The sequence below is a fragment of the Phenylobacterium sp. genome (assembly GCF_024508875.1).
Lineage (GTDB): Bacteria > Pseudomonadota > Alphaproteobacteria > Caulobacterales > Caulobacteraceae > Phenylobacterium.
Window position 1 is genome coordinate 1 of the sequence record NZ_JANINU010000341.1, and the last position, 17,432, is coordinate 17,432.

19 protein-coding genes and 1 pseudogene are annotated in these 17,432 nt (G+C 70.3%); 7 read left to right on the forward strand and 13 right to left on the reverse strand.

Annotation, left to right across the window (positions count from 1 at the left end):
- The 9 genes and pseudogenes from Q0L11_RS22665 to Q0L11_RS22705 form a co-directional block, all read right to left on the reverse strand.
- A pseudogene (locus Q0L11_RS22665) lies at positions 1 to 467 on the reverse strand (leucyl aminopeptidase family protein); the annotation flags it as partial.
- A 3-nt stretch (positions 468 to 470) separates the two neighbouring features.
- Positions 471 to 986, reverse strand: a complete 516-nt coding sequence (locus Q0L11_RS22670; protein WP_296600330.1) for a prepilin peptidase — start codon at positions 984 to 986, stop codon at positions 471 to 473.
- A 128-nt stretch (positions 987 to 1,114) separates the two neighbouring features.
- On the reverse strand, positions 1,115 to 1,291 hold the full coding sequence (locus Q0L11_RS22675) for a Flp family type IVb pilin (RefSeq protein ID WP_296600331.1): 177 nt from the start codon (positions 1,289 to 1,291) through the stop codon (positions 1,115 to 1,117).
- A 215-nt stretch (positions 1,292 to 1,506) separates the two neighbouring features.
- Positions 1,507 to 2,937, reverse strand: a complete 1,431-nt coding sequence (locus tag Q0L11_RS22680; RefSeq protein ID WP_296600333.1) for an MFS transporter — start codon at positions 2,935 to 2,937, stop codon at positions 1,507 to 1,509.
- Between the two features lie 76 nt (positions 2,938 to 3,013).
- Positions 3,014 to 4,183 (reverse strand): alanine--glyoxylate aminotransferase family protein, encoded by a 1,170-nt coding sequence (locus Q0L11_RS22685; RefSeq protein ID WP_296600334.1) that lies wholly within the window; start codon positions 4,181 to 4,183, stop codon positions 3,014 to 3,016.
- 9 nt (positions 4,184 to 4,192) lie between these two features.
- Complete coding sequence (locus Q0L11_RS22690; protein WP_296600335.1) at positions 4,193 to 4,966, reverse strand: tyrosine-protein phosphatase; 774 nt, start codon at positions 4,964 to 4,966, stop codon at positions 4,193 to 4,195.
- 49 nt (positions 4,967 to 5,015) lie between these two features.
- Positions 5,016 to 5,789 (reverse strand): tyrosine-protein phosphatase, encoded by a 774-nt coding sequence (locus tag Q0L11_RS22695; RefSeq protein ID WP_296600336.1) that lies wholly within the window; start codon positions 5,787 to 5,789, stop codon positions 5,016 to 5,018.
- 59 nt (positions 5,790 to 5,848) lie between these two features.
- Positions 5,849 to 6,076 carry a hypothetical protein gene (locus Q0L11_RS22700; RefSeq protein WP_296600339.1) on the reverse strand — a complete coding sequence of 76 codons (228 nt, stop codon included), beginning with the start codon at positions 6,074 to 6,076 and terminating at the stop codon, positions 5,849 to 5,851.
- Positions 6,073 to 7,521, reverse strand: coding sequence for an AMP nucleosidase (locus Q0L11_RS22705; RefSeq protein WP_296600341.1), 1,449 nt, complete (start codon positions 7,519 to 7,521; stop codon positions 6,073 to 6,075). The genes Q0L11_RS22700 and Q0L11_RS22705 overlap by 4 nt, the downstream gene beginning before the upstream one ends.
- Positions 7,522 to 7,620: 99 nt before the next feature.
- Here Q0L11_RS22705 and Q0L11_RS22710 point away from each other — a divergent pair, with 99 nt between their 5' ends.
- The 4 genes from Q0L11_RS22710 (at position 7,621) to Q0L11_RS22725 (ending at position 12,039) form a co-directional block, all read left to right on the forward strand.
- On the forward strand, positions 7,621 to 8,871 hold the full coding sequence (locus Q0L11_RS22710) for a dicarboxylate/amino acid:cation symporter (protein WP_296600342.1): 1,251 nt from the start codon (positions 7,621 to 7,623) through the stop codon (positions 8,869 to 8,871).
- A 122-nt stretch (positions 8,872 to 8,993) separates the two neighbouring features.
- Positions 8,994 to 10,373: a bifunctional diguanylate cyclase/phosphodiesterase gene (locus Q0L11_RS22715; RefSeq protein WP_296600343.1), complete on the forward strand. Its 1,380-nt coding sequence runs from the start codon at positions 8,994 to 8,996 to the stop codon at positions 10,371 to 10,373.
- A gap of 48 nt (positions 10,374 to 10,421) precedes the next feature.
- Complete coding sequence (htpX, locus tag Q0L11_RS22720; RefSeq protein WP_296600344.1) at positions 10,422 to 11,366, forward strand: zinc metalloprotease HtpX; 945 nt, start codon at positions 10,422 to 10,424, stop codon at positions 11,364 to 11,366.
- Positions 11,367 to 11,610: 244 nt separating this feature from the next.
- Entirely contained in the window at positions 11,611 to 12,039 is a 429-nt protein-coding gene (locus Q0L11_RS22725) for an SRPBCC domain-containing protein (protein ID WP_296600345.1), read from the forward strand.
- Positions 12,040 to 12,104: 65 nt separating this feature from the next.
- Here the strand turns inward: Q0L11_RS22725 and Q0L11_RS22730 are convergent, their stop codons facing one another.
- Entirely contained in the window at positions 12,105 to 13,070 is a 966-nt protein-coding gene (locus Q0L11_RS22730; RefSeq protein WP_296600346.1) for an SDR family NAD(P)-dependent oxidoreductase, read from the reverse strand.
- Between the two features lie 97 nt (positions 13,071 to 13,167).
- Here Q0L11_RS22730 and Q0L11_RS22735 point away from each other — a divergent pair, with 97 nt between their 5' ends.
- Positions 13,168 to 14,145, forward strand: coding sequence for an AraC family transcriptional regulator (locus tag Q0L11_RS22735; RefSeq protein WP_296600347.1), 978 nt, complete (start codon positions 13,168 to 13,170; stop codon positions 14,143 to 14,145).
- On the opposite strand, the gene Q0L11_RS22740 is transcribed toward Q0L11_RS22735, so the two are convergent.
- Positions 14,142 to 14,288, reverse strand: a complete 147-nt coding sequence (locus Q0L11_RS22740) for a hypothetical protein (protein WP_296600349.1) — start codon at positions 14,286 to 14,288, stop codon at positions 14,142 to 14,144. The genes Q0L11_RS22735 and Q0L11_RS22740 overlap by 4 nt on opposite strands.
- A gap of 168 nt (positions 14,289 to 14,456) precedes the next feature.
- Here Q0L11_RS22740 and Q0L11_RS22745 point away from each other — a divergent pair, with 168 nt between their 5' ends.
- A complete protein-coding gene (locus Q0L11_RS22745; RefSeq protein ID WP_296600350.1) occupies positions 14,457 to 15,191 on the forward strand; it encodes an AcvB/VirJ family lysyl-phosphatidylglycerol hydrolase in 735 nt (244 codons plus the stop codon).
- Here the strand turns inward: Q0L11_RS22745 and Q0L11_RS22750 are convergent.
- Both Q0L11_RS22750 and Q0L11_RS22755 read right to left on the reverse strand, forming a co-directional pair.
- A complete protein-coding gene (locus Q0L11_RS22750; protein WP_296600351.1) occupies positions 15,188 to 16,348 on the reverse strand; it encodes a serine hydrolase in 1,161 nt (386 codons plus the stop codon). The genes Q0L11_RS22745 and Q0L11_RS22750 overlap by 4 nt on opposite strands.
- 2 nt (positions 16,349 to 16,350) lie before the next feature.
- On the reverse strand, positions 16,351 to 16,719 hold the full coding sequence (locus tag Q0L11_RS22755) for a YccF domain-containing protein (RefSeq protein ID WP_296600352.1): 369 nt from the start codon (positions 16,717 to 16,719) through the stop codon (positions 16,351 to 16,353).
- Positions 16,720 to 17,077: 358 nt separating this feature from the next.
- Here Q0L11_RS22755 and Q0L11_RS22760 point away from each other — a divergent pair.
- A partial coding sequence (locus Q0L11_RS22760; protein ID WP_296600353.1) for a hypothetical protein occupies positions 17,078 to 17,432 on the forward strand: 355 nt, incomplete at its 3' end.

A 17,432-nucleotide genomic window follows, 5' to 3' on the forward strand; every position in this document is an offset into this window, starting at 1 on the left:
CCCATGTCGTTGGCCGGCGTGTTGACCATGTCGCGGGCCAGGGCGCAGGCGTGTGCGACGTTGCGCACTTCGGCGAGGTCGCAGCCTTCGGCCAGCAGGCGCGGCCGCTCGCCCTCCCGTGCCTTGTAGCGGTCGAAGCGATACGCCCCGAGCGCGAAAGCCAGGGCGGCCTGATCGGCGCCGACCGCGTCGGGCTTCCTGGCGATGCGATAGACGCCGGCCGGCAGCTTGGCCGGGAGGGCGCGCAGGACGCTCCAGGCGTCGCCCGCGCCGAACAGCACGCGGTCGAGCGCGCCGTCGGAGCCGGGGACCAGCAGCATCTGCCCCGACTTGCCCTTGAAGTCGGCCGTGCGCGCCAGACCCGCCGCGAACGCGTCGGCCTCCAGCGCCGCCGCGGTTTCGGCCTCAGTCAGGAGGTGAAGGGGGATGACCGGCCCGTCGAAGGCCTCGAGGAGCACGTCGGACATGATCTAGAACCGCAGGGCCGCGCCGAAGGGAGACGCCGTCAGCGCCATGCATGCGCCGACCGCGATGGCGACGCCATAGGGAATGCCCTCGGTCGGATCGGCGAGCCGGTTGACCCAGCGCGGGCCCAGCATGGCTACCGGACGGACGGCTTCCGAACGCAGGGTCAGCAGCATCAGCGAGAGCAGCCCCCCCGTCATCGCGACGGAGAGGAGGAAGGTCGGCATTGCGTCCCAGCCGAGCCACAGGCCCGCGGCGGCCAGCAGCTTGGCGTCGCCGCCGCCCGCCCAGCGCAGGGCGAACATCGCGACCCCCACGGCCAGCAGCCCGACGCCGACGCCGAAGTTCTGCGCGATCACGAGCGGCGGGAGACCGGCGGCCAGCGCCGCGACCGGGAACAGCGCCAGCAGCGTCAGCGCGATCCAGTTGGGGATCGTGAACGTCACGATGTCGCTCACGGCCGCGGTGACGAGCAGGGCCGGCAGGCAGAGCACGAGAGCGGTGACGAGCAGCGCGATCATGGCAAATGAAACCTCTCTGACGAGCTTATGCGCGCCCGCGGATGAACGATGCGTTGCAGCCAAGCTTGAAATGAAAAAACCCCCGGCGTTTCCGCCGGGGGTTTCGTAGATCGGCTTGTGGCCGAAACTTACGGCGTACCGCCGCTCAGCTTCGACGAGATGCTGGTGAAGGTCTTGTCCAGGTTGGTGCCGATGGCGGTCACGCCACCGATGATCACGACCGAGATGAGCGCGGCGATCAGACCGTACTCGATCGCGGTGGCGCCGGATTCGTCCTTCAGGAAGCGGGTCACGAACTTCGACATTGGGCTCTCTCCTTGGTGTTAGCGAGCAGACTACGCTGGGGCCTCAAGCTCTTGCCTGCTCGCCCCTAAGAACACGCCCAATGTCCGCCGCCGCGTTTAAGGCGGCATGAATCCGAATGACTAATATAAGTACACCATTATCAGGCATTAATGGTTTCCCACCGTAAACCATGCTGTGGCCAAGCTTTTATTTCCGCAATGGAATCAAGCGGAGATCAATCGCCGTACGCGGAATCCCGCTGGCCGCCCCGCACGAAGGCCAGGCCCACCAGTCCCACGGCCAGCAGTAACAGAAGGGTGGCGAAGCCGCCTTGCTGGGTGCCGGTCACGCGAGTGCCGACGTTGACGAGCGTGGGCGCCAGCCACGCCGTGGCCACGCCCGAAAGCGCATAGACACCGAAGAATGCGCCGGTCTGCTCCGGCGGCGTGATGCGGGTCAGCAGGGTGCGGCTGGAGGCGTATTGGGCGGTGATGAAAATGGCATTCACGAAGCCCACCAGCACGAAGACCACGTCCGGCAGGTGCGTGAACACCGGGCCGCTCCAGATCGGACCGTGGGCGGCCGCGTCGTAGGGCCAGAAGAACAGGATCGTGTCGGGCCGCATGCCCAGGAAGGCCGTCAGGGCCAGCATGGTCATGAAGATCTCGAGCCGCAGCGCATTCTTCGGACCGATCCCCTCGTCCAGCCAGCGGCCCACGAAGCCGCCCAGCACCGCGAAGACGCTGAGCAGGATGCCGTAGGCCAGCATCTCGAGCGCGCCCCACTTCATGACGCCCACCGCATAGACGCCGGCGTAGACGAGCACGCCGTTCATTCCGTCGACGAAGAACATGCGCGAGCCGATGTAGACCGCCGCGTCCCGGAAATGGCTGATGGTCTTCAGCATCCCCCACAGCTCGCGCGCGCCCTGGCCGAACGCGCGGGCCACCGGCGTGCCCGTGCGCGGCGCATCGGGTGTCCAGAGGAACAGGGGGATCGAACCGAACAGCAGCAGCCCGGCGGCCAGCCAGGCCACCACGCGTTCCGGCTCGTGGCTGGCCGGGTCGAGGCCGAACAGCGGCGAAGCCGGAACCCAGCTCCAGCCGACCTTCCCGGGCAAGGCGAAGGCCCAGGCCGTGAAGACCAGCGCCAGGACCGAGAACAGGTTGCCCAGCGACAGGGCCAGCCCGGAGGCCTTGTGGGCGCCGGACAGTCCGGCGGCGCGTACGAGCAGCGAATTGTGGAAGATCTCGTTGTAGGCGAACAGCACCTGCACGGTCATGGCGCACAGCATCGTCATGCTGACGGACAGGCCCGTGCCGTCCGGCTTGGCCCACCACAGCGCGGCGCACAGCGGGATCATCAGCCCGACGATCAGCCCCAGCCAGCCCTTGCGTCGGCCAAGCTTGTCGATCGACGCGCCGATGAAGGGCGCCGTCGCCATCACCGCCCAGCCGGCCCACTGCTGCCAGCGCGATATCACCTCCTGGCCCTTGACCGGGTCGCCGATCATCGACCCGGCGACGTAGGGCATGAAGATGTAGATCGTGACCAGGATAACGTAGGGGTCGCGGCCCCCTTCGAAGATCGACCAGGCCAGGCCGCCGCGATCCAGGCGCCCGTCGCGGACCGAGCCCCGGGCGTCGACGTCACTGAAGTCTTTCACGCACTCATCCCCGTTCGGCCGCTCTGGGCGACGGCCTTCGCCGCCACCGTACGCCGCGGGGATAGGTTGTCGATGATTACCTGAGCTTGGCGTCGGCCGCCGCGATCACGGCCTTGGCATCGACGGTCACGCCCTGGGCGGCCAGCGCCTCGCAGAGCGCGGTCAGGCACAGGCGCACATGCCACGGCGTCGCCGAGGCGCCCATCAGGCCGATCCGCCACACCTTGCCCTTCAGCGGCCCCAGGCCCGCGCCGAGCTCCAGGTCCCAGGCCTCCAGCACATGGGTCCGCACCGCCGCCTCGTCCACGCCCTCGGGGACCAGCACCGTGTTCAGTTGCGGCAGCCGGTGCTTCTCGTCCACCAGCAGCTTCAGGCCCGCGGCTTCCACGCCCGCCGCCAGCGCCTCGTGCATCCGGGCATGGCGCACGATGGCCGCCTGCACGCCCTCCTCGAACAGCACGACCAGCGACTCGTGCAGGCCGTACAGGGCGTTGATCGGCGCGGTGTGGTGATAGGTCCGGCCGCCCTCCCCGCCCCAGTAGGACATGAGCAGGTTGAAATCGAGGAGCCAGTTGCGGACCTTTTCCTTGCGTCCCGCGATGGCTGCCTGGGCTTGCTTGCTGAGCGCGATCGGCGACAGGCCGGGCGGCGCCGAGAGGCACTTCTGGGTCCCGGAGTAGATCACGTCGGCGTCCCAGGCTGCGGCGTCCACGACGATGCCGCCCAGCGAGGTCACGCAATCCACCACCGACAGCGCGCCATGCTTGCGGGCCAGGGCGCACAGGCTGGCCGCGTCGCTGCGCGCGCCCGTCGAGGTCTCGGCGTGGACGAAGGCCAGCACCTTGGTCGGCGCCTCGGCCAGCGCGGCCTCGACCCGCGCGGGGTCCACCGGCTGGCCCCACTCGTGATCCACCGTGACCACCGTCGCGCCGGCGCGCCCGGCCATGTCGGCCATCCGCCCGCCGAACGCCCCGTTGACCGCCACCACGCAACGGTCGCCGGGCTCCAGCAGGTTCATCATCGCCGCTTCCATCCCGGCCGTCCCCGGCGCGGGCAGCGGGACGCAGGCGTGGTCCGGCGCGTTGAACAGACGCTGCAGCGCCGCCTTGATCTCCTCCATCAGCGCCTGGAACTGCGGGTCCAGGTGGCCGATCGTCGGGCGCGCCAGGGCGGCCAGCACGCGCGGGCTCACGTCGGAAGGGCCCGGCCCCATCAGGATTCGGCGGGGCGGTTGGAAGCTCTGCATGGGCAAGTCCTAGGCGAGAAGCCGGTCGTGTAGGCGGCCACGCAGGTCGGCGTCCAGCCCCAGCGCCTCGTCCAGGTAACCGTCCAGCGACCCGTGCGCCTCGCGTATCACCCGGAAAGCCTCGGCCAGGTACTCGGCCTCCACGCGCATCGCCACCATCAGCGCCTCGTCGGACGCGATCTTCCCGGTCGCCTCGTGTACGGCCTCGCGCACCATCGGCAGGCGCTTTTCCATCCGCGCGGGATCGTTGGTCAGCAGGTAGTCGGCCTGGATGTCGTCGTCGTGCACGCCGGCCACGTGATGGGTGAGGGCGCAGATGATCCCGGTGCGGTCCTTGCCGGCCGCGCAGTGCACCAGGATCGGCCCCTCGCTCTGCGCGAGCGCCCGGAAATAGCGCTGGTACAGGTCGATGTGCCGCCGCTGGAACGGCAGGTGGCGGTAGTAGTCCATCATGTAGCCGTGGAACGACTGCGGGGTCAGGTCCGACGACTGGATGAAGGTCGCCCACTCGTCGGCGGTGTCCTGGCCGATGTCGTTGTCGATCACCTGGGCCGCGAAGCCGTTCCAACGGCGCGACGGCTCCTTCTCGCGCTCGTTCGAGCGGCGCAGGTCGACGATGACCGAAAGTCCCAGCCCGCCCAGCTTCTCGAGGTCGGCGTCCGTCGCCCGCGACTGCGACGCCGAGCGGTAGAGCAGCCCCCGCTTCAGCCGCTTCTGGCCCGCGGCGTAGTCGCCGAAGTCGCGGAAGTTCTCAATGGCCTCAAAGGGGATGTGACGCGTCATGCCGGATCTTCTAATCGCCTTCCGCGAACTTTTCGAGGCGGCCCCAGCGTCACCCTCCGAGCACGCGCGCGCCGATGCGGTCCCGTGCTTCGGCGTCGACGCCGAGCACGTCGGCGAGGTAGCGGTCGATCGAGCCGCACCGGCCGCGGATCTCGTCGAACGCCGCGTCGAGGTACTCCGGATAGACCTGCACCCACGCCCGCAGCGCCTCGTCCGATGGCCGGCGCCCCACCACACGCTCCACGAACGCCCCGGCCTGCGCCATCTTCCGCTCCAGCCGGCTCTCGTCGTTGGTGAGCAGGTAGTCGGCGATCATGTCGTCGTGGTGGACGCCGGCGATCTGGTGCAGGAACGCGCAGGCCAGTCCGGTGCGGTCCTTGCCCGCCGCGCAATGGACCACCACCGCGCCTTCCGCGTCTCCGACCGCGCGCAGGAAGCGGCCGAACAGGTCGATGAGGCGCGGCTCGAACACGTTGATCCGGTAGTGCCGCATGGTGTCCGCCACCAGCGACTCCGCGGTGAGCGGCGAGACCTCGAGTTCGGCCACCCAGTCCTGATGCGAGAGGATGTCATTCTCGACGACAGCCGCCTCGAAGCCGCCCCACCGCCGCGAGGGCTCGCGCTCGCGCTCCGTGGCCTGGCGCAGGTCGACGATGATGGCGACCCCGAGAGCCTGCAGCCTCGCCAGGTCCTGGTCGGTCGCCAGGGCGTGATGCCCCGACCGGTACAGCCGGCCGGACACCAGACCGCGTCCGCAACCGGTCGCATACCCGCCGAAGTCGCGGAAGTTCTCGATCGCGTCGAAATCGATGTGCCGGGTCATGCTCAAAAATCCCCCCAGGTCGGCCGCAGCGCAGCCCTTCTCTCCTTGCTGGAGAAGGATCACCTATCCTTCGGTAGATCCGCGAACCTCAGCCCGATGCGGAACAGGCTGTAGCCGTCGCGCTCCACGTCGCCCCGGACCTGGTCGTTGACGTCCTCGGCCTCGCGCACCCGGGTCTCGCGCCAGTCCGCCTCGGCCCCGTCCGCGGGAAACGGCCGGTCCTCGCGCACCACCAGGCGGAAGGCCTCGTGGCGGCGGTGGACCAGGAACCGGTAGCGGGCGCTCACCGGAACGGCGGCTCGTCGAAGCTTCGCAGCTTGCGCGAGTGCAGGCGCGCGCCCTCCTTCTTCAGGAGGTCGATGGTCGCCAGGCCGATCTGCAGGTGCTGGCCGATGGCCCGGTCGTAGAAGGCATTGGCCTGTCCCGGCAGCTTGATCTCCCCGTGCAGGGGTTTGTCCGACACGCACAGCAGCGTCCCGTACGGCACCCGGAACCGGTAGCCCTGGGCGGCGATGGTGGCGCTTTCCATGTCGATCGCAACGGCCCGGCTCTGGTTGAACCGCAGGGCGCTGGACGAATACTTCAGCTCCCAGTTCCGGTCGTCCGTCGACACCACGGTGCCCGTGCGCAGGCGCCGCTTGAGGATGTCGCCGGTCTCTCCGGTCACCTGCTCCGCCGCGCCGTTCAGCGCGAGCTGCACTTCCGCCAGCGGCGGGATCGGGATCTCGGGCGGCAGCACCCTGTCCAGCACATGGTCGTCGCGCAGGTAGGCGTGGGCGAGAACATAGTCGCCGATCTTCTGGCTGCCGCGCAGGCCGCCGCAGTGGCCGATCATCAGCCAGGCCTGCGGCCGCAGGACCGCCAGGTGGTCGCAGACGGTCTTCGCGTTGGACGGTCCGACGCCGATATTCACCAGGGTCACGCCCGCGCGGCCGGGCGCCATCAGGTGGTAGGCCGGCATCTGGTGCCGGCGCCACGACCCCGCGGCCACGGCCGCCTCGGGGTTCGGCGTGTCGGCGGTGACCATCACGTGGCCCGCCGCCGAAAGCGCGGTGTACGGCCCGCCCGCCTGGAGCTGCTTGCAACCCCACGCCACGAACTCGTCCACGTACCGGTGGTAGTTGGTGAAGAGGATGTACTGCTGCGTATGCTCGGCAGGGGCGCCCGTGTAATGCGCCAGGCGCGCCAGCGAGAAGTCGGTGCGCAGACCGTCGAACAGCGCCAGCGGCCGCGGCTCGTCGGCAACCGCCATCCAGGCCCCGTCGGCCACCTCGTCGCCGATGTGGGCGAGTTCGGTGGTGGGGAAGTGGCGCGCGATCTCCACCGAGCTGACGTCGGCCTTCGCCATGTCGGCGGGATCCAGCACGTAGGGGAACGGAATCTCCTGGCCCGAGCGTCCCACCTCCAGCGTGACGTCGAAGTCCTCCTGCAGCAGGCTGAGCTGCTCGACCAGGTAGTCGCGGAAGAGTTCGGGCCGGGTCACCGTGATGGCGTAGGCCCCTGGCGCGGGAATCCGCGCGAAGGCGCGGCTGGTGCGCGGATATGGCAGACCCTGCGGCCAGGTCAGGCGCAGCTCCGGATAGACATAGGCGCCGCTCCGCCGGACGGCGGGATCGGGCGGCGGGCCCCCGGAGAGAAAGGATTTCAGGGCGGTGCGGAGAGACTCGACGCTTTGGCGGTATTCCGTCTCTAGCCGATCGACGATGCCGGCTGCTTCATGTTTCTTCATCACCTGGCTTATAGCGCCGGTCGGTGACGGTTGCGAATCTCATCCGCTGGACGGATGCCCGCTTCCCGGCGAAAAAGGCCCCTCGTTTGGTCCGGGGGTTGCATGAACCGTCTCTTCACCGCCTTCGTCGTGGGCGCCATGTTGCTCGGCGTCCTCGTCGGCTACGTACTGAACCAGTCGTTGCCGGCCGACAGCGCGAAGGAGGTCGCCTCCAACCTCTCCATCGTCACCGACGTCTTCCTGCGGCTGATCAAGATGATCATCGCGCCGCTCGTCTTCACCACCCTGGTGGCCGGCATCGCCCACATGGGCGACGCCTCCGAGATCGGGCGCGTGGGGGTCAAGACCATCGGCTGGTTCATCCTGGCCTCGATCACCTCGCTCACCATCGGCCTGCTGATGGTCCACCTGATCCAGCCGGGCTCGGGCTTGTCGCTGACGCCGCCGCCGATCGACGCGGCCTCGGGCGTCGAGACCGCCAAGTTCACCCTGCGCGACTTCGTCACCCACCTGGTGCCCAGCTCGATCTTCGACGCCATGGCCAAGAACGAGATCCTGCAGATCGTGGTCTTCTCGGTCCTGGTCGGCACCGCCGTCTCGGCCATCGACGACAAGGCGCCCGCGGTGCTCACGCTGGTGGAGCAGGGCGCCAACATCATGCTGAAGGTCACGGGCTACGTGATGAAGACCGCCCCGTTCGCGATCTTCGCCGCCCTCGCCGCCAGCGTCGCCACCCAGGGCCTGGAGGTGCTGGCCACCTACGCCAAGTTCGTCGGCGGCTTCTACCTGTCGCTGGGGCTGCTGTGGGGCCTGCTCATCGGCGTGGCGATCCTCATCGTCGGCAAGCGGGCGCTGAAGCTGGTGGCCGCGCTGCGCAGCCCGGTGCTGCTGGCCTTCTCCACCGCCTCGTCGGAAGCCGCCTACCCTCGCACGCTGGAGGAGCTCCAGAAGTGGGGCGTCAGCCGCAAAGTGGCCAGCTTCGTCCTGCCGCTGGGCTACTCGTTCAACCTCGACGGCTCGATGATGTACTGCACCTTCGCGACCCTGTTCATCGCGCAGGTCTATGGCATCGACCTCTCCATCGCCCAGCAGATCACCATGCTGGCCCTGCTGATGGTGACGTCCAAGGGCATGGCCGGCGTGCCGCGGGCCTCGCTGGTGGTGATTGCCGCCACGCTCACCTTCTTCGACCTGCCCGAGGCGGGCCTGCTGCTGATCCTGGCCGTGGACCACCTGCTCGACATGGGCCGCTCGGCGACGAACGTGGTGGGCAACTCGGTGGCCGCCGCCGTCGTGGCCCGCTGGGAGAACCAGATCGAGGTCCCCGCCGAGCCGGCGCCAGCGCAGGCCTGACGCCCGCTGCGCCCCGGCGGCGCGCCCCTGCGTCCTAACGTCCGCTAACCTTATCGCTTAACGCGGCGTTCGCCGCGTGTGGAGAATGGTGGGGGGTCTGAAAGCAGGACCCTCCGCCACCCGTGCCGCAACTGTCGAACAGCCTGTCCGAACTCGCCGCCCGCGTGGCCGAGCTCGAAGCCGAGCGTGAGATGACGCTGCGGCTGGCGCAGACCGACTCCCTGACCGGCCTCGTCAACCGCGGCGCCTTCACCTCGGGTCTGTGCGAGCGGCTGGAGGCGGCGCGCGACGGTGCGTCCGTCGCCCTGTTCGTCATCGACCTCGACCGCTTCAAGCACCTCAACGACAGCCTGGGCCACCATGCCGGCGACCTGCTGCTGGCCGAACTGGGCCGGCGGCTGCGCGACGACGCCGCGCCCGACGAGCTGATCGCCCGCCTGGGCGGCGACGAATTCGCCCTGGTGTCCAGCGCCGCCGACGTGGCCCGCCGCGCCGAGCGCCTGCTGAACGTCCTGGGCCAGCAGCAGCAGATCTACGGCCGAACGGTCGCCCCCGGCGGCTCGGTCGGCGTCGCCGTCTTCCCGCAGGACGCCCAGGACGCCGCCGACCTGCAGCGCTTCGCCGACATGGCCCTCTATCGCGCCAAGTCCGGCGGCGGGCGCCGCTGGTCCCGCTTCGACGCCGAGCTGCGCGAGGAGAGCGAGCGCCGCCGCACGCTCGAGGACGAGCTGCGCCGCGCCATCCCCGCGGGCGAGATCGAGCCCTGGTTCCAGCCCATCATCGACTCGATGACCGGCCGCATGGTCGGCGTCGAGGTGCTGGCGCGCTGGCGCCACCCGGAGAAGGGCCTCCTCGCCCCCGCCGCCTTCGTGCCCATGGCCGAGGAGCTGGGCCTGATCCGCGCCATCGACGAGGCCGTGTTCGAGGCCGCCTGCGCCCGCACGGCCCCCTGGGTGGCCGAGGGTCTGATCGAATCCGTCTCGTGCAACGTCTCGCCGCGCGACCTGATGGACCCCGGTTTCTCGCGCAAGCTGATCGGCCGCCTCGGCCGAACCGCGCTGCCCGCCACCGCTCTTACCGTCGAGATCACCGAGACGTTCCTGCTGCAGGACCTGGCCCTGTCGCGCCGCCACATCGAGCGGCTCGCCGCGCGCGGCGTGAACGTGGCCCTCGACGACTTCGGCACGGGCTATTCCAACCTGCGGGCGCTCATGCACCTGCCGATCCAGACGGTGAAGCTGGACCGCTCGCTCATCGACGACGTGGGCCGCGACGCGCGGGTGTCCAAGCTGGTCGCCTCGCTGCTACACGCCGCCCGCGCCCTGGGCGTGCGCATCGTCGCCGAGGGCGTCGAGGACGAGGGCCAGGCGCTGTTCCTCCGCTCGGCGGGCTGCGAGCGCATGCAGGGCTATTTCTTCGCCCGCCCCATGCCGGCCGACCAGATGGAAGCGCTCCTTCGCGAGGAAAACGCGCCTGAACCGCGCCTCGCGGTCGCCAGCTAGCCAGCGCCCACTTTTCATACGCGTATGCGTTCCCATATGGTGGGAACCATGCGCAACCATCTTCGCACCTTCACCCTCCTCGCCGCCCTGACCGCGCTCTTCGTCGGGGCCGGCTACATGATCGGCGGCCCGACCGGCATGGTCGTGGCGCTGCTGTTCGCGGGCGTGATGAACCTCGTCAGCTACTGGAATGCCGACAAGATCGTGCTCGCGATGTATCGGGCGACCGAAGTCGACGCCTCGCACCCTGAGCCGCTGATCCGCAACTATGTGGCCGACGTCCTGGAACTGGCGGCCCGCGCGAACATGCCCGCGCCCAAGGTCTATGTGATCGACCAGGACCAGCCGAACGCCTTCGCTACCGGCCGCGACCCGAACCACGCCGCCGTCGCCGCCACGCGCGGCCTGCTGGGCATGCTGGACCGGCGCGAGATCCGCGGCGTGATGGCCCACGAGCTGGCGCACGTGAAGCACCGCGACACCCTGACGATGACGGTCACCGCCACCATCGCCGGCGCCATCGGCGCGCTCGCCAACTTCGCCTTCTTCTTCGGCGGCCGCGACGAGGAGGGTCGTCCCACCGGCCTGATCGGCGCCATCGTCATCGCCATCGTCGGCCCGATCGCCGCCGGCCTGGTCCAGATGGCCATCAGCCGGGGCCGCGAGTACGAGGCCGACCGCGCCGGCGCCGAGATCTCGGGCGACCCGGAAGCCCTGGCCTCGGCCCTGCAGAAGATCGACGCCTACGCGCGCGGCGGCTACTTCAACCCGGACGCCGAGCGCAATCCGGCCACGGCCCACCTTTTCATCATCAACCCGCTGGCCGGCGGCAAGGGCGACAGCCTCTTCTCCACCCACCCGGCCACGCACAACCGGGTCGAAGCCCTGCTCGGCATGGCCGGCCGGGTCCGCGCCCAGGCCGCCCCGACGCGCCAAGCCCGCGCCACCGCGGTTCCGGTCACCCCGGACCGCCGCGTCGGCCCCTGGTCGTAGAGCCCTCCCGCTTCCGGGGCTCGGCGAGGCGTCCAAAAGGGCGCCTCGCGCATTCTGTCGCACCCGAAACCTTTGCCGCAATCCCGCCTTTTTCGGACCGGACATCCTTGTGGGTTGAGTAGGGACGCGTCGCGATGGGGAATTTATCCGCCACGACAAAGGAACGTCTCAACTTCCGCGTTCAGGCGCAGCACACGGCTGGGCGCGGGAACACCGGCATCTGCTGAAAGGTTCTCCCCTTGTCATGGCCAAGCGACAAATGCCGACCCTGAAGCGGACCCTCGAGATCCACGCCCCCCCGACCGAGGTGTGGCGGGTCCTGACCAATCCCGAGCTGATCCGCGAATGGGCGGCCGCCTATCAGGACGGCATCTCCATCCGCACCTCCTGGCGCCAGGGCGAGCCGGTGACCTGGAAGGCGCCCGATGGCACGACGCAAGCGCAGGGCGCCATCGCGGCCATCGAGCCCGGGCGCCTGCTGAAGATCGATTACGACGCGGACGCCCGCGCCGCCTTCCCCGACACCTTCGAGATCGTCGCCAAGGAAGACCGCACCTGGCTTAACGTCAGCGCCGACCAGCTCGATGAGGACGACCTGAAGGCCGCCGAAGAGGCGCTGCTCGAGATCAAGAGCCTGGCCGAGGAATCCGCCCAGATTCGCGGCGCGCGATAGGGCGGCGGGACAACGGGAACCGCGGAAGAGGCCGCGCCCCTTCCGCGTCGTCCCGCGGCAGGTCCTCAGAACCGCTCGTCGACCAGTTCCTCGCTCTTCGCCCACAGCGCCTTCGCGTGCTCGGGGTCGATCGCGTAGGGCCGCACGCCGCCACGGATACCCTCGCCGTCGACGACTTCAGCCACGTGGCAGTCCTCGCAATATCGGCCACCCACCGCGTCCGCCGGGGCGATGATCGCCGCCCAGACCGACGTGGCCGCGCCCTGCGGGATGGTCTTGAAGCGGAACGGCTCAGCGCCCGCCGCCTTCTGCGCGGCGTTGATCGCTTCGACGAGCGCCTGCATCGACTCCGGCGTCATGTGCCGGCCGAGCTCGGTCTGGATGCCGCCCGGGTGAACCGCCGCCGCGCGCACGCCACGATCCCTGTGCCGCCGGTCGAACTCCACCGCAAACAGCACGTTGGCCGTCTTCGAACGGCCATAGGCGCCGAACGGCGTGTAGCCGCCCTGGTCGAAATTGGGATCTTCCAGGTTCACGTCCGAGAAGCGGTGACCCGCCGAGGCCAGGCTCACGAACCGGCCGCCGTCCTTCAGCAGCCGGGCGATGCGGTTCACGAACACGAAGTGGCCCAGGTGATTGGTGCCGAACTGGGTCTCGAACCCGTCGGCCGTTTTGCCGAACGGCGTCGCCATGACGCCCGCGTTGGCGATCACCACGTCGAACGCCCGCCCGTCGGCCAGCAGGCGGTCCGCCGCCGCCCGCACGCTGGCCAGCGAGGCGAGGTCCAGCTCGATCAGCTCCAGCCCGCCGCCGTTCGCCGCCGCCGCGCGCACGCCTTCGGTAGCCGCCTGCGCCTTGCCCAGGTCGCGGGCCGCGCCCACCACCTGCGCCCCATGCGCGGCCAACGCCCTCGCCGTCTCGACGCCCAGGCCCGCCGATACGCCGGTCACCAGGATGCGTTTGCCGCTGAGGTCGACGCCCTCCAGCACCTCGTCCGTGGTGGACTGCTCGCCGAATGTCTTGGCAGTCATGTGATGCTCCTTCAGATCGCGTTGGAGACCCCTCGTCTCCTTCGGCCTGGATCTGGCTATCGGCGCGGGCCGGACCGCGCCCGATCGCCTCGAAGCCTTGCCTGATCCTCTCAGCAGCACCTCGCAGGCGCAGGCGCCGCTTGCGCAAGGCCTGCGCCGACCCGATCATCTGGGCGTGCACGACTTGATCGACCAGATGCGGGCGCTGGCCGTCCGCCACGCGAGGAGGGACCGCTACGACACCGTCGTGCCGGGGCTCTCCGTGTTCACGGCAGGCGGGCCCACCGAGCTCACGCCGGGCGTCTACGAACCCATGCTGTGCCTCGTGCTGCAGGGCGCCAAGGAGGTGCTGATCGGCGAGCGCCTGCTCCGCTACGATCCCCACGGCTACTTCATCGCCTCGCTGGAGATGCCCGCCTGTGGCCGCATCGTCGAGGCCAGTCCGCAACGTCCCTACGTCGCCATGTCGATCCGGCTTCCGCCCGAGGAACTGGCCGATCTGTTGCCGGCCAGGGACGAACGCGCCGGCGAGGCTCCGGCGTCCTCGGCGTTCGGCGTCAGCCCCGTCACCCACGCCTTGCTGGACCCGTGCCGCCGGCTGCTCGACTTGCTGGACGCGCCGCAGGACGTTCCCGTGATCGCCCCCATGCTGCGGCGGGAGATCCTCTACCGCCTGCTGCAGGGACCGCAGGGCGAGGTGCTGCGCCAGATCGCCTGGGCCGACAGCCGCCTGTCGCGCGTGCGCCGCGCCATAGGCTGGATCCGCGAACACTACGACCGGCCGCTCCGCGTGGAGGACCTGGCCGCCATCGCGGGCATGAGCCCGGCATCGTTCCACCGCCACTTCAAGACGGCCACGGCCATGAGTCCGTTGCAGTTCCAGAAGACCCTGCGCCTCCAGCAGGCCCGCCGCCTGCTCCTCAGCCACACCGAGGTCTCGCGCGCGGGCTACGCCGTCGGCTACGAGAGCGCCTCACAGTTCAGCCGGGAATATGCCCGCGCGTTCGGCGCGCCGCCCGCCCGCGACGCCCAGCGCCTGCGTGGCGATCCGGCGCTCGCCAGGGCCGAAGCCTAGCTCGGACGCCGCTGCGGGGCGAAAGTGCGATACACCACCGGCTCGTCCTGGAACCGGGCCGCGGCCGAACCCAGCTTCGCGACCAGGGCGACGAACGCGAGGTCCTCTTCGCGGATGTCTTGCGGGGATCGGGCGGTCGGCATGGTCTGGCTCCGGTTCACCGAGGGTGTCTCACAATCAGCCCCCTACGGCCCAATCGATAGTTTTTTCGAATTCCATAGAGCGCGCCACTGGCCCGCGGCGCGATCGCCTCACAAATCGGTAAGGCTGGCGTCAGGTTCCCGCCGCATGCCCGTGGCATGGCAAGGCCCATGGCCCGCTTTCTCGCCGCTGTCGGTCGCCTGCGCCTGACCCTCGCCCTGGCGTTGACCCTGACTCTGGGCTTCGCGGCGCAAGGATGGCCCGGCCCCTGGCGCCCAGTCGGCGGCGACGGCGAGCCTGCCGCCTTCGCGCCGGCCGACGCCGCCGGCGACACCCTGGCCGTGCTCTACTCCGGAGACGGCGGTTGGGCCGCGCTGGACAAGGGGCTGGCCGACGACTTGGCGCAGGGCGGCATGCCCGTCATCGGCTACAACTCGCTTCGCTACTTCGCCACCGCCCGCACGCCCGACGGCGCGGCGGCCGACCTCGCCGCGGCGCTGCGCCGGCAGATGGCCGCTTGGGGCAAGCGCCGCATCGTCCTGGTGGGCTTCTCGTTCGGCGCCGACGCCCTGCCGGCCATCGTCCCGCGCCTGCCGGCCGATCTGCGCCAGCGGATCCGGCTGGTGGCCCTCGTCGGTCTGGGGCCCACCGGCGACCTGCGCTTCACGCCCCATAGCTGGCTGAGCCAGCCCACCGCCGACGCCTTCCCCACCGCGCCGGCGGTGGCGGCGCTGCGAGCCTCGCTCGGGAGCGGCGGCCTGGTCTGCATCTACGGCGATCGGGAGCCGCACCCGGCGTGTCCCGTCCTTCCGGTCGGGCTCGCCCGCATCGTCGCCCTGCCCGGCGGCCACCACTTCGACGGCGACTACCGACGCCTCAGCCGCACCATCCTCGAGGCGCTCTAGCTTTCCAGCAGCACGCGGCGGATCTCCTCGTACAGCCGGTGTGTCAGCGGCAGGACGCGGAAGTCGACCGGCTGCGGCTGCGACGAGACCTTGGCCACCACGATCCGGTTGGCCCGGTCCACGAACAGGTTCTGCCCATGGATGCCCATGGCGAACAGGGTCTGCGGCGCGTCGTCCACCACGTACCAGCCGCTGCGATAGCGCATGGTCATGCCGCGGAAGCCCGCCGCGAACTCGCCCTCGGCCCAGGCCCGCGCGTCCCCGCCCCCTGCCATGTCCGCGATCCAGGCCGCGGGGATCACCGCCCGTCCGTCCCGCCGCCCGTCCTCCGCCACCAGCAGGCCCAGCCGCGCGAAATCGCGAACCGTGGCGTTCAGCCCGCCGGTGCAACGCGCCGCGCCGCGGTCGTCGGTGGTGATGAACCCGTCCTGCGCCGCGCCCATCGGCTTCCAGATCAGCTCGCTGACCAGTTCGGCGAACGGACGCCCCGCCGCCCGCTCCAGCGCCCAGCCCAGCAGGTCGGTGTTGGCCGAGACATAGGCGAAGGGCCCGTCGTGCGGTCCGGGCGTCCCCGCGAGCGTCGCGTAGAACTCGTGCAGGTCGGCCGGCTGCGGGCCCGGCGCTTCCCAGCCCGTGGCGGCGGCGTAGGCGGCCAGTTGCTCCACGTTCAGCCGCACCCCCGCCCGCATGTCCATGAGCTGGCGCAGCGTGGCGTCCTCGTAGGGCGTCGCCGCGGTCTCGGGCACATAGGCGCTGACGGCCGCGTCCAGGTCGACCTCGCCACGCCCGGCCAGCGCCCCGGCGACCAGCCCGGTCACCGACTTGGTCGCCGACATCAGGATGTGCGGCGTCTGCGCCGTCATCCCGTTCGCATAGGCCTCGTAGACCAGCCGCCCCTCGTGCAGCACTACGATCCCGTCGCCGGACGTCGCCGCCAGCGCCTCGTCCAGGGCGAACGTGCGCCCGCCCGGCGCCGGCATCGCAAACCCATCCAGCGAACGCGGCGAGGCCGGCAGGTCGCGCGCGCCGGCCGGGTCCGCGGGGACCTCCGCCACTGGCATCAGCTCGCGCACGTGGTGGAACGCCCAGCGGCTGAAGGGCGCGGTGCGCCAGTTCGACCGGTCCGCCCGGCCCGTGTCGTTCGCCGCCTCCGCCATCGTCAGGCCTCGACCACGCCCTTGCCCACCGGCGTCAGCGACAGGATCGCCAGCTTCACATGCTGCCAGGCGAACGGGATGCCGATAATCGTCACCGCCAGCGCCGCCGCCAGCACCAGGTGGTGCAGCGCCAGCCACCAGCCGGCCAGCAGCAGCCAGAGGATGTTCAGCAGCACGCTGGTCGCCCCGCCGTCGCGCTCGACCACCACCTTGCCGAACGGGAAATAGGTGAACCCCGCGATCCGGAACGCCGCCGGCGTCCACGGCAGGCCCACGATCGTGATCGCCAGCAGCAGCCCGGCGAGGATCCAGGCCGTGCCCGAGATCCATCCGCCCAGGATGAACCACAGGACGTTCATCAACAGGCGCATGGGCGGGCTCCGGAGGTCATCCTCCTGTTCTAGCAGCAGCCGGCGCGGCCCGGCCACCCGCCTCCCCTGTTGCCGAAACGGCAGAACTGTTCTGCGAAATCGGGCGGTGCGCCCGTGCGCGGCAGGCCCCACCTTGGCCTCACCCAAGGAGCCCCGCCATGAACCTCGCCCTCTCGCTGCTCACCCTCGGCTTCGCCATCGTCATGGCCATCCCGATCGCCGGCCCCGCGCTGCTCGCCGCCTTCTGAGGCGCGCCGAAATGCCCCTGTTCAAACCCGGGCCCTCTGCGCGATAGTCGGGCGCTGGCGAAGTGACGGGCGCCGGCGTCGACGACGACACGCGCCCGGGGACTGACGCCTTGCCTCAACTGGACCTTTCCACCCTCAACGGCGCCGAGCTGCGCCGCCTGCTGGACGCCTCGCGCGAGCGGGGCCACGCCGCCCAGTCGTACAGCATCCTCGAGGAGATGGCCCGCCGGCGCGAGCGCGACCAGGCCCGTCCCCGCCGCGGCGAGCGCCTGCCCGAGCCGCCCCGCCTGATCTCCATCGAACTCGGCGACTCGTTGGACCGTCCCGACCCCGCTGAGGTCCCGACGCCGGACGCGCACGAGGCCCTGACACTGGACCGGCCACCCCCGCCGCCAGTCCCCCGCCGCCGCTCCGGCCTGCCGGCGGCCGCCTTCGTCGCCGGCGCCGTGCTCGGCGGGGCGCTCG

What these genes read in the sequence shown, in the direction of transcription:
- htpX (WP_296600344.1), top strand. Translation starts at nt 10,422, where the DNA reads ATGCGCAACCATCTTCGCACCTTCACCCTCCTCGCCGCCCTGACCGCG.
- Q0L11_RS22740 (WP_296600349.1), bottom strand. Translation starts at nt 14,288, where the DNA reads ATGCCGACCGCCCGATCCCCGCAAGACATCCGCGAAGAGGACCTCGCG.
- Q0L11_RS22685 (WP_296600334.1), bottom strand. Translation starts at nt 4,183, where the DNA reads ATGCAGAGCTTCCAACCGCCCCGCCGAATCCTGATGGGGCCGGGCCCT.
- Q0L11_RS22745 (WP_296600350.1), top strand. Translation starts at nt 14,457, where the DNA reads ATGGCCCGCTTTCTCGCCGCTGTCGGTCGCCTGCGCCTGACCCTCGCC.
- Q0L11_RS22670 (WP_296600330.1), bottom strand. Translation starts at nt 986, where the DNA reads ATGATCGCGCTGCTCGTCACCGCTCTCGTGCTCTGCCTGCCGGCCCTG.
- Q0L11_RS22755 (WP_296600352.1), bottom strand. Translation starts at nt 16,719, where the DNA reads ATGCGCCTGTTGATGAACGTCCTGTGGTTCATCCTGGGCGGATGGATC.
- Q0L11_RS22675 (WP_296600331.1), bottom strand. Translation starts at nt 1,291, where the DNA reads ATGTCGAAGTTCGTGACCCGCTTCCTGAAGGACGAATCCGGCGCCACC.
- Q0L11_RS22690 (WP_296600335.1), bottom strand. Translation starts at nt 4,966, where the DNA reads ATGACGCGTCACATCCCCTTTGAGGCCATTGAGAACTTCCGCGACTTC.
- Q0L11_RS22730 (WP_296600346.1), bottom strand. Translation starts at nt 13,070, where the DNA reads ATGACTGCCAAGACATTCGGCGAGCAGTCCACCACGGACGAGGTGCTG.
- Q0L11_RS22750 (WP_296600351.1), bottom strand. Translation starts at nt 16,348, where the DNA reads ATGGCGGAGGCGGCGAACGACACGGGCCGGGCGGACCGGTCGAACTGG.
- Q0L11_RS22710 (WP_296600342.1), top strand. Translation starts at nt 7,621, where the DNA reads ATGAACCGTCTCTTCACCGCCTTCGTCGTGGGCGCCATGTTGCTCGGC.
- Q0L11_RS22695 (WP_296600336.1), bottom strand. Translation starts at nt 5,789, where the DNA reads ATGACCCGGCACATCGATTTCGACGCGATCGAGAACTTCCGCGACTTC.
- Q0L11_RS22725 (WP_296600345.1), top strand. Translation starts at nt 11,611, where the DNA reads ATGGCCAAGCGACAAATGCCGACCCTGAAGCGGACCCTCGAGATCCAC.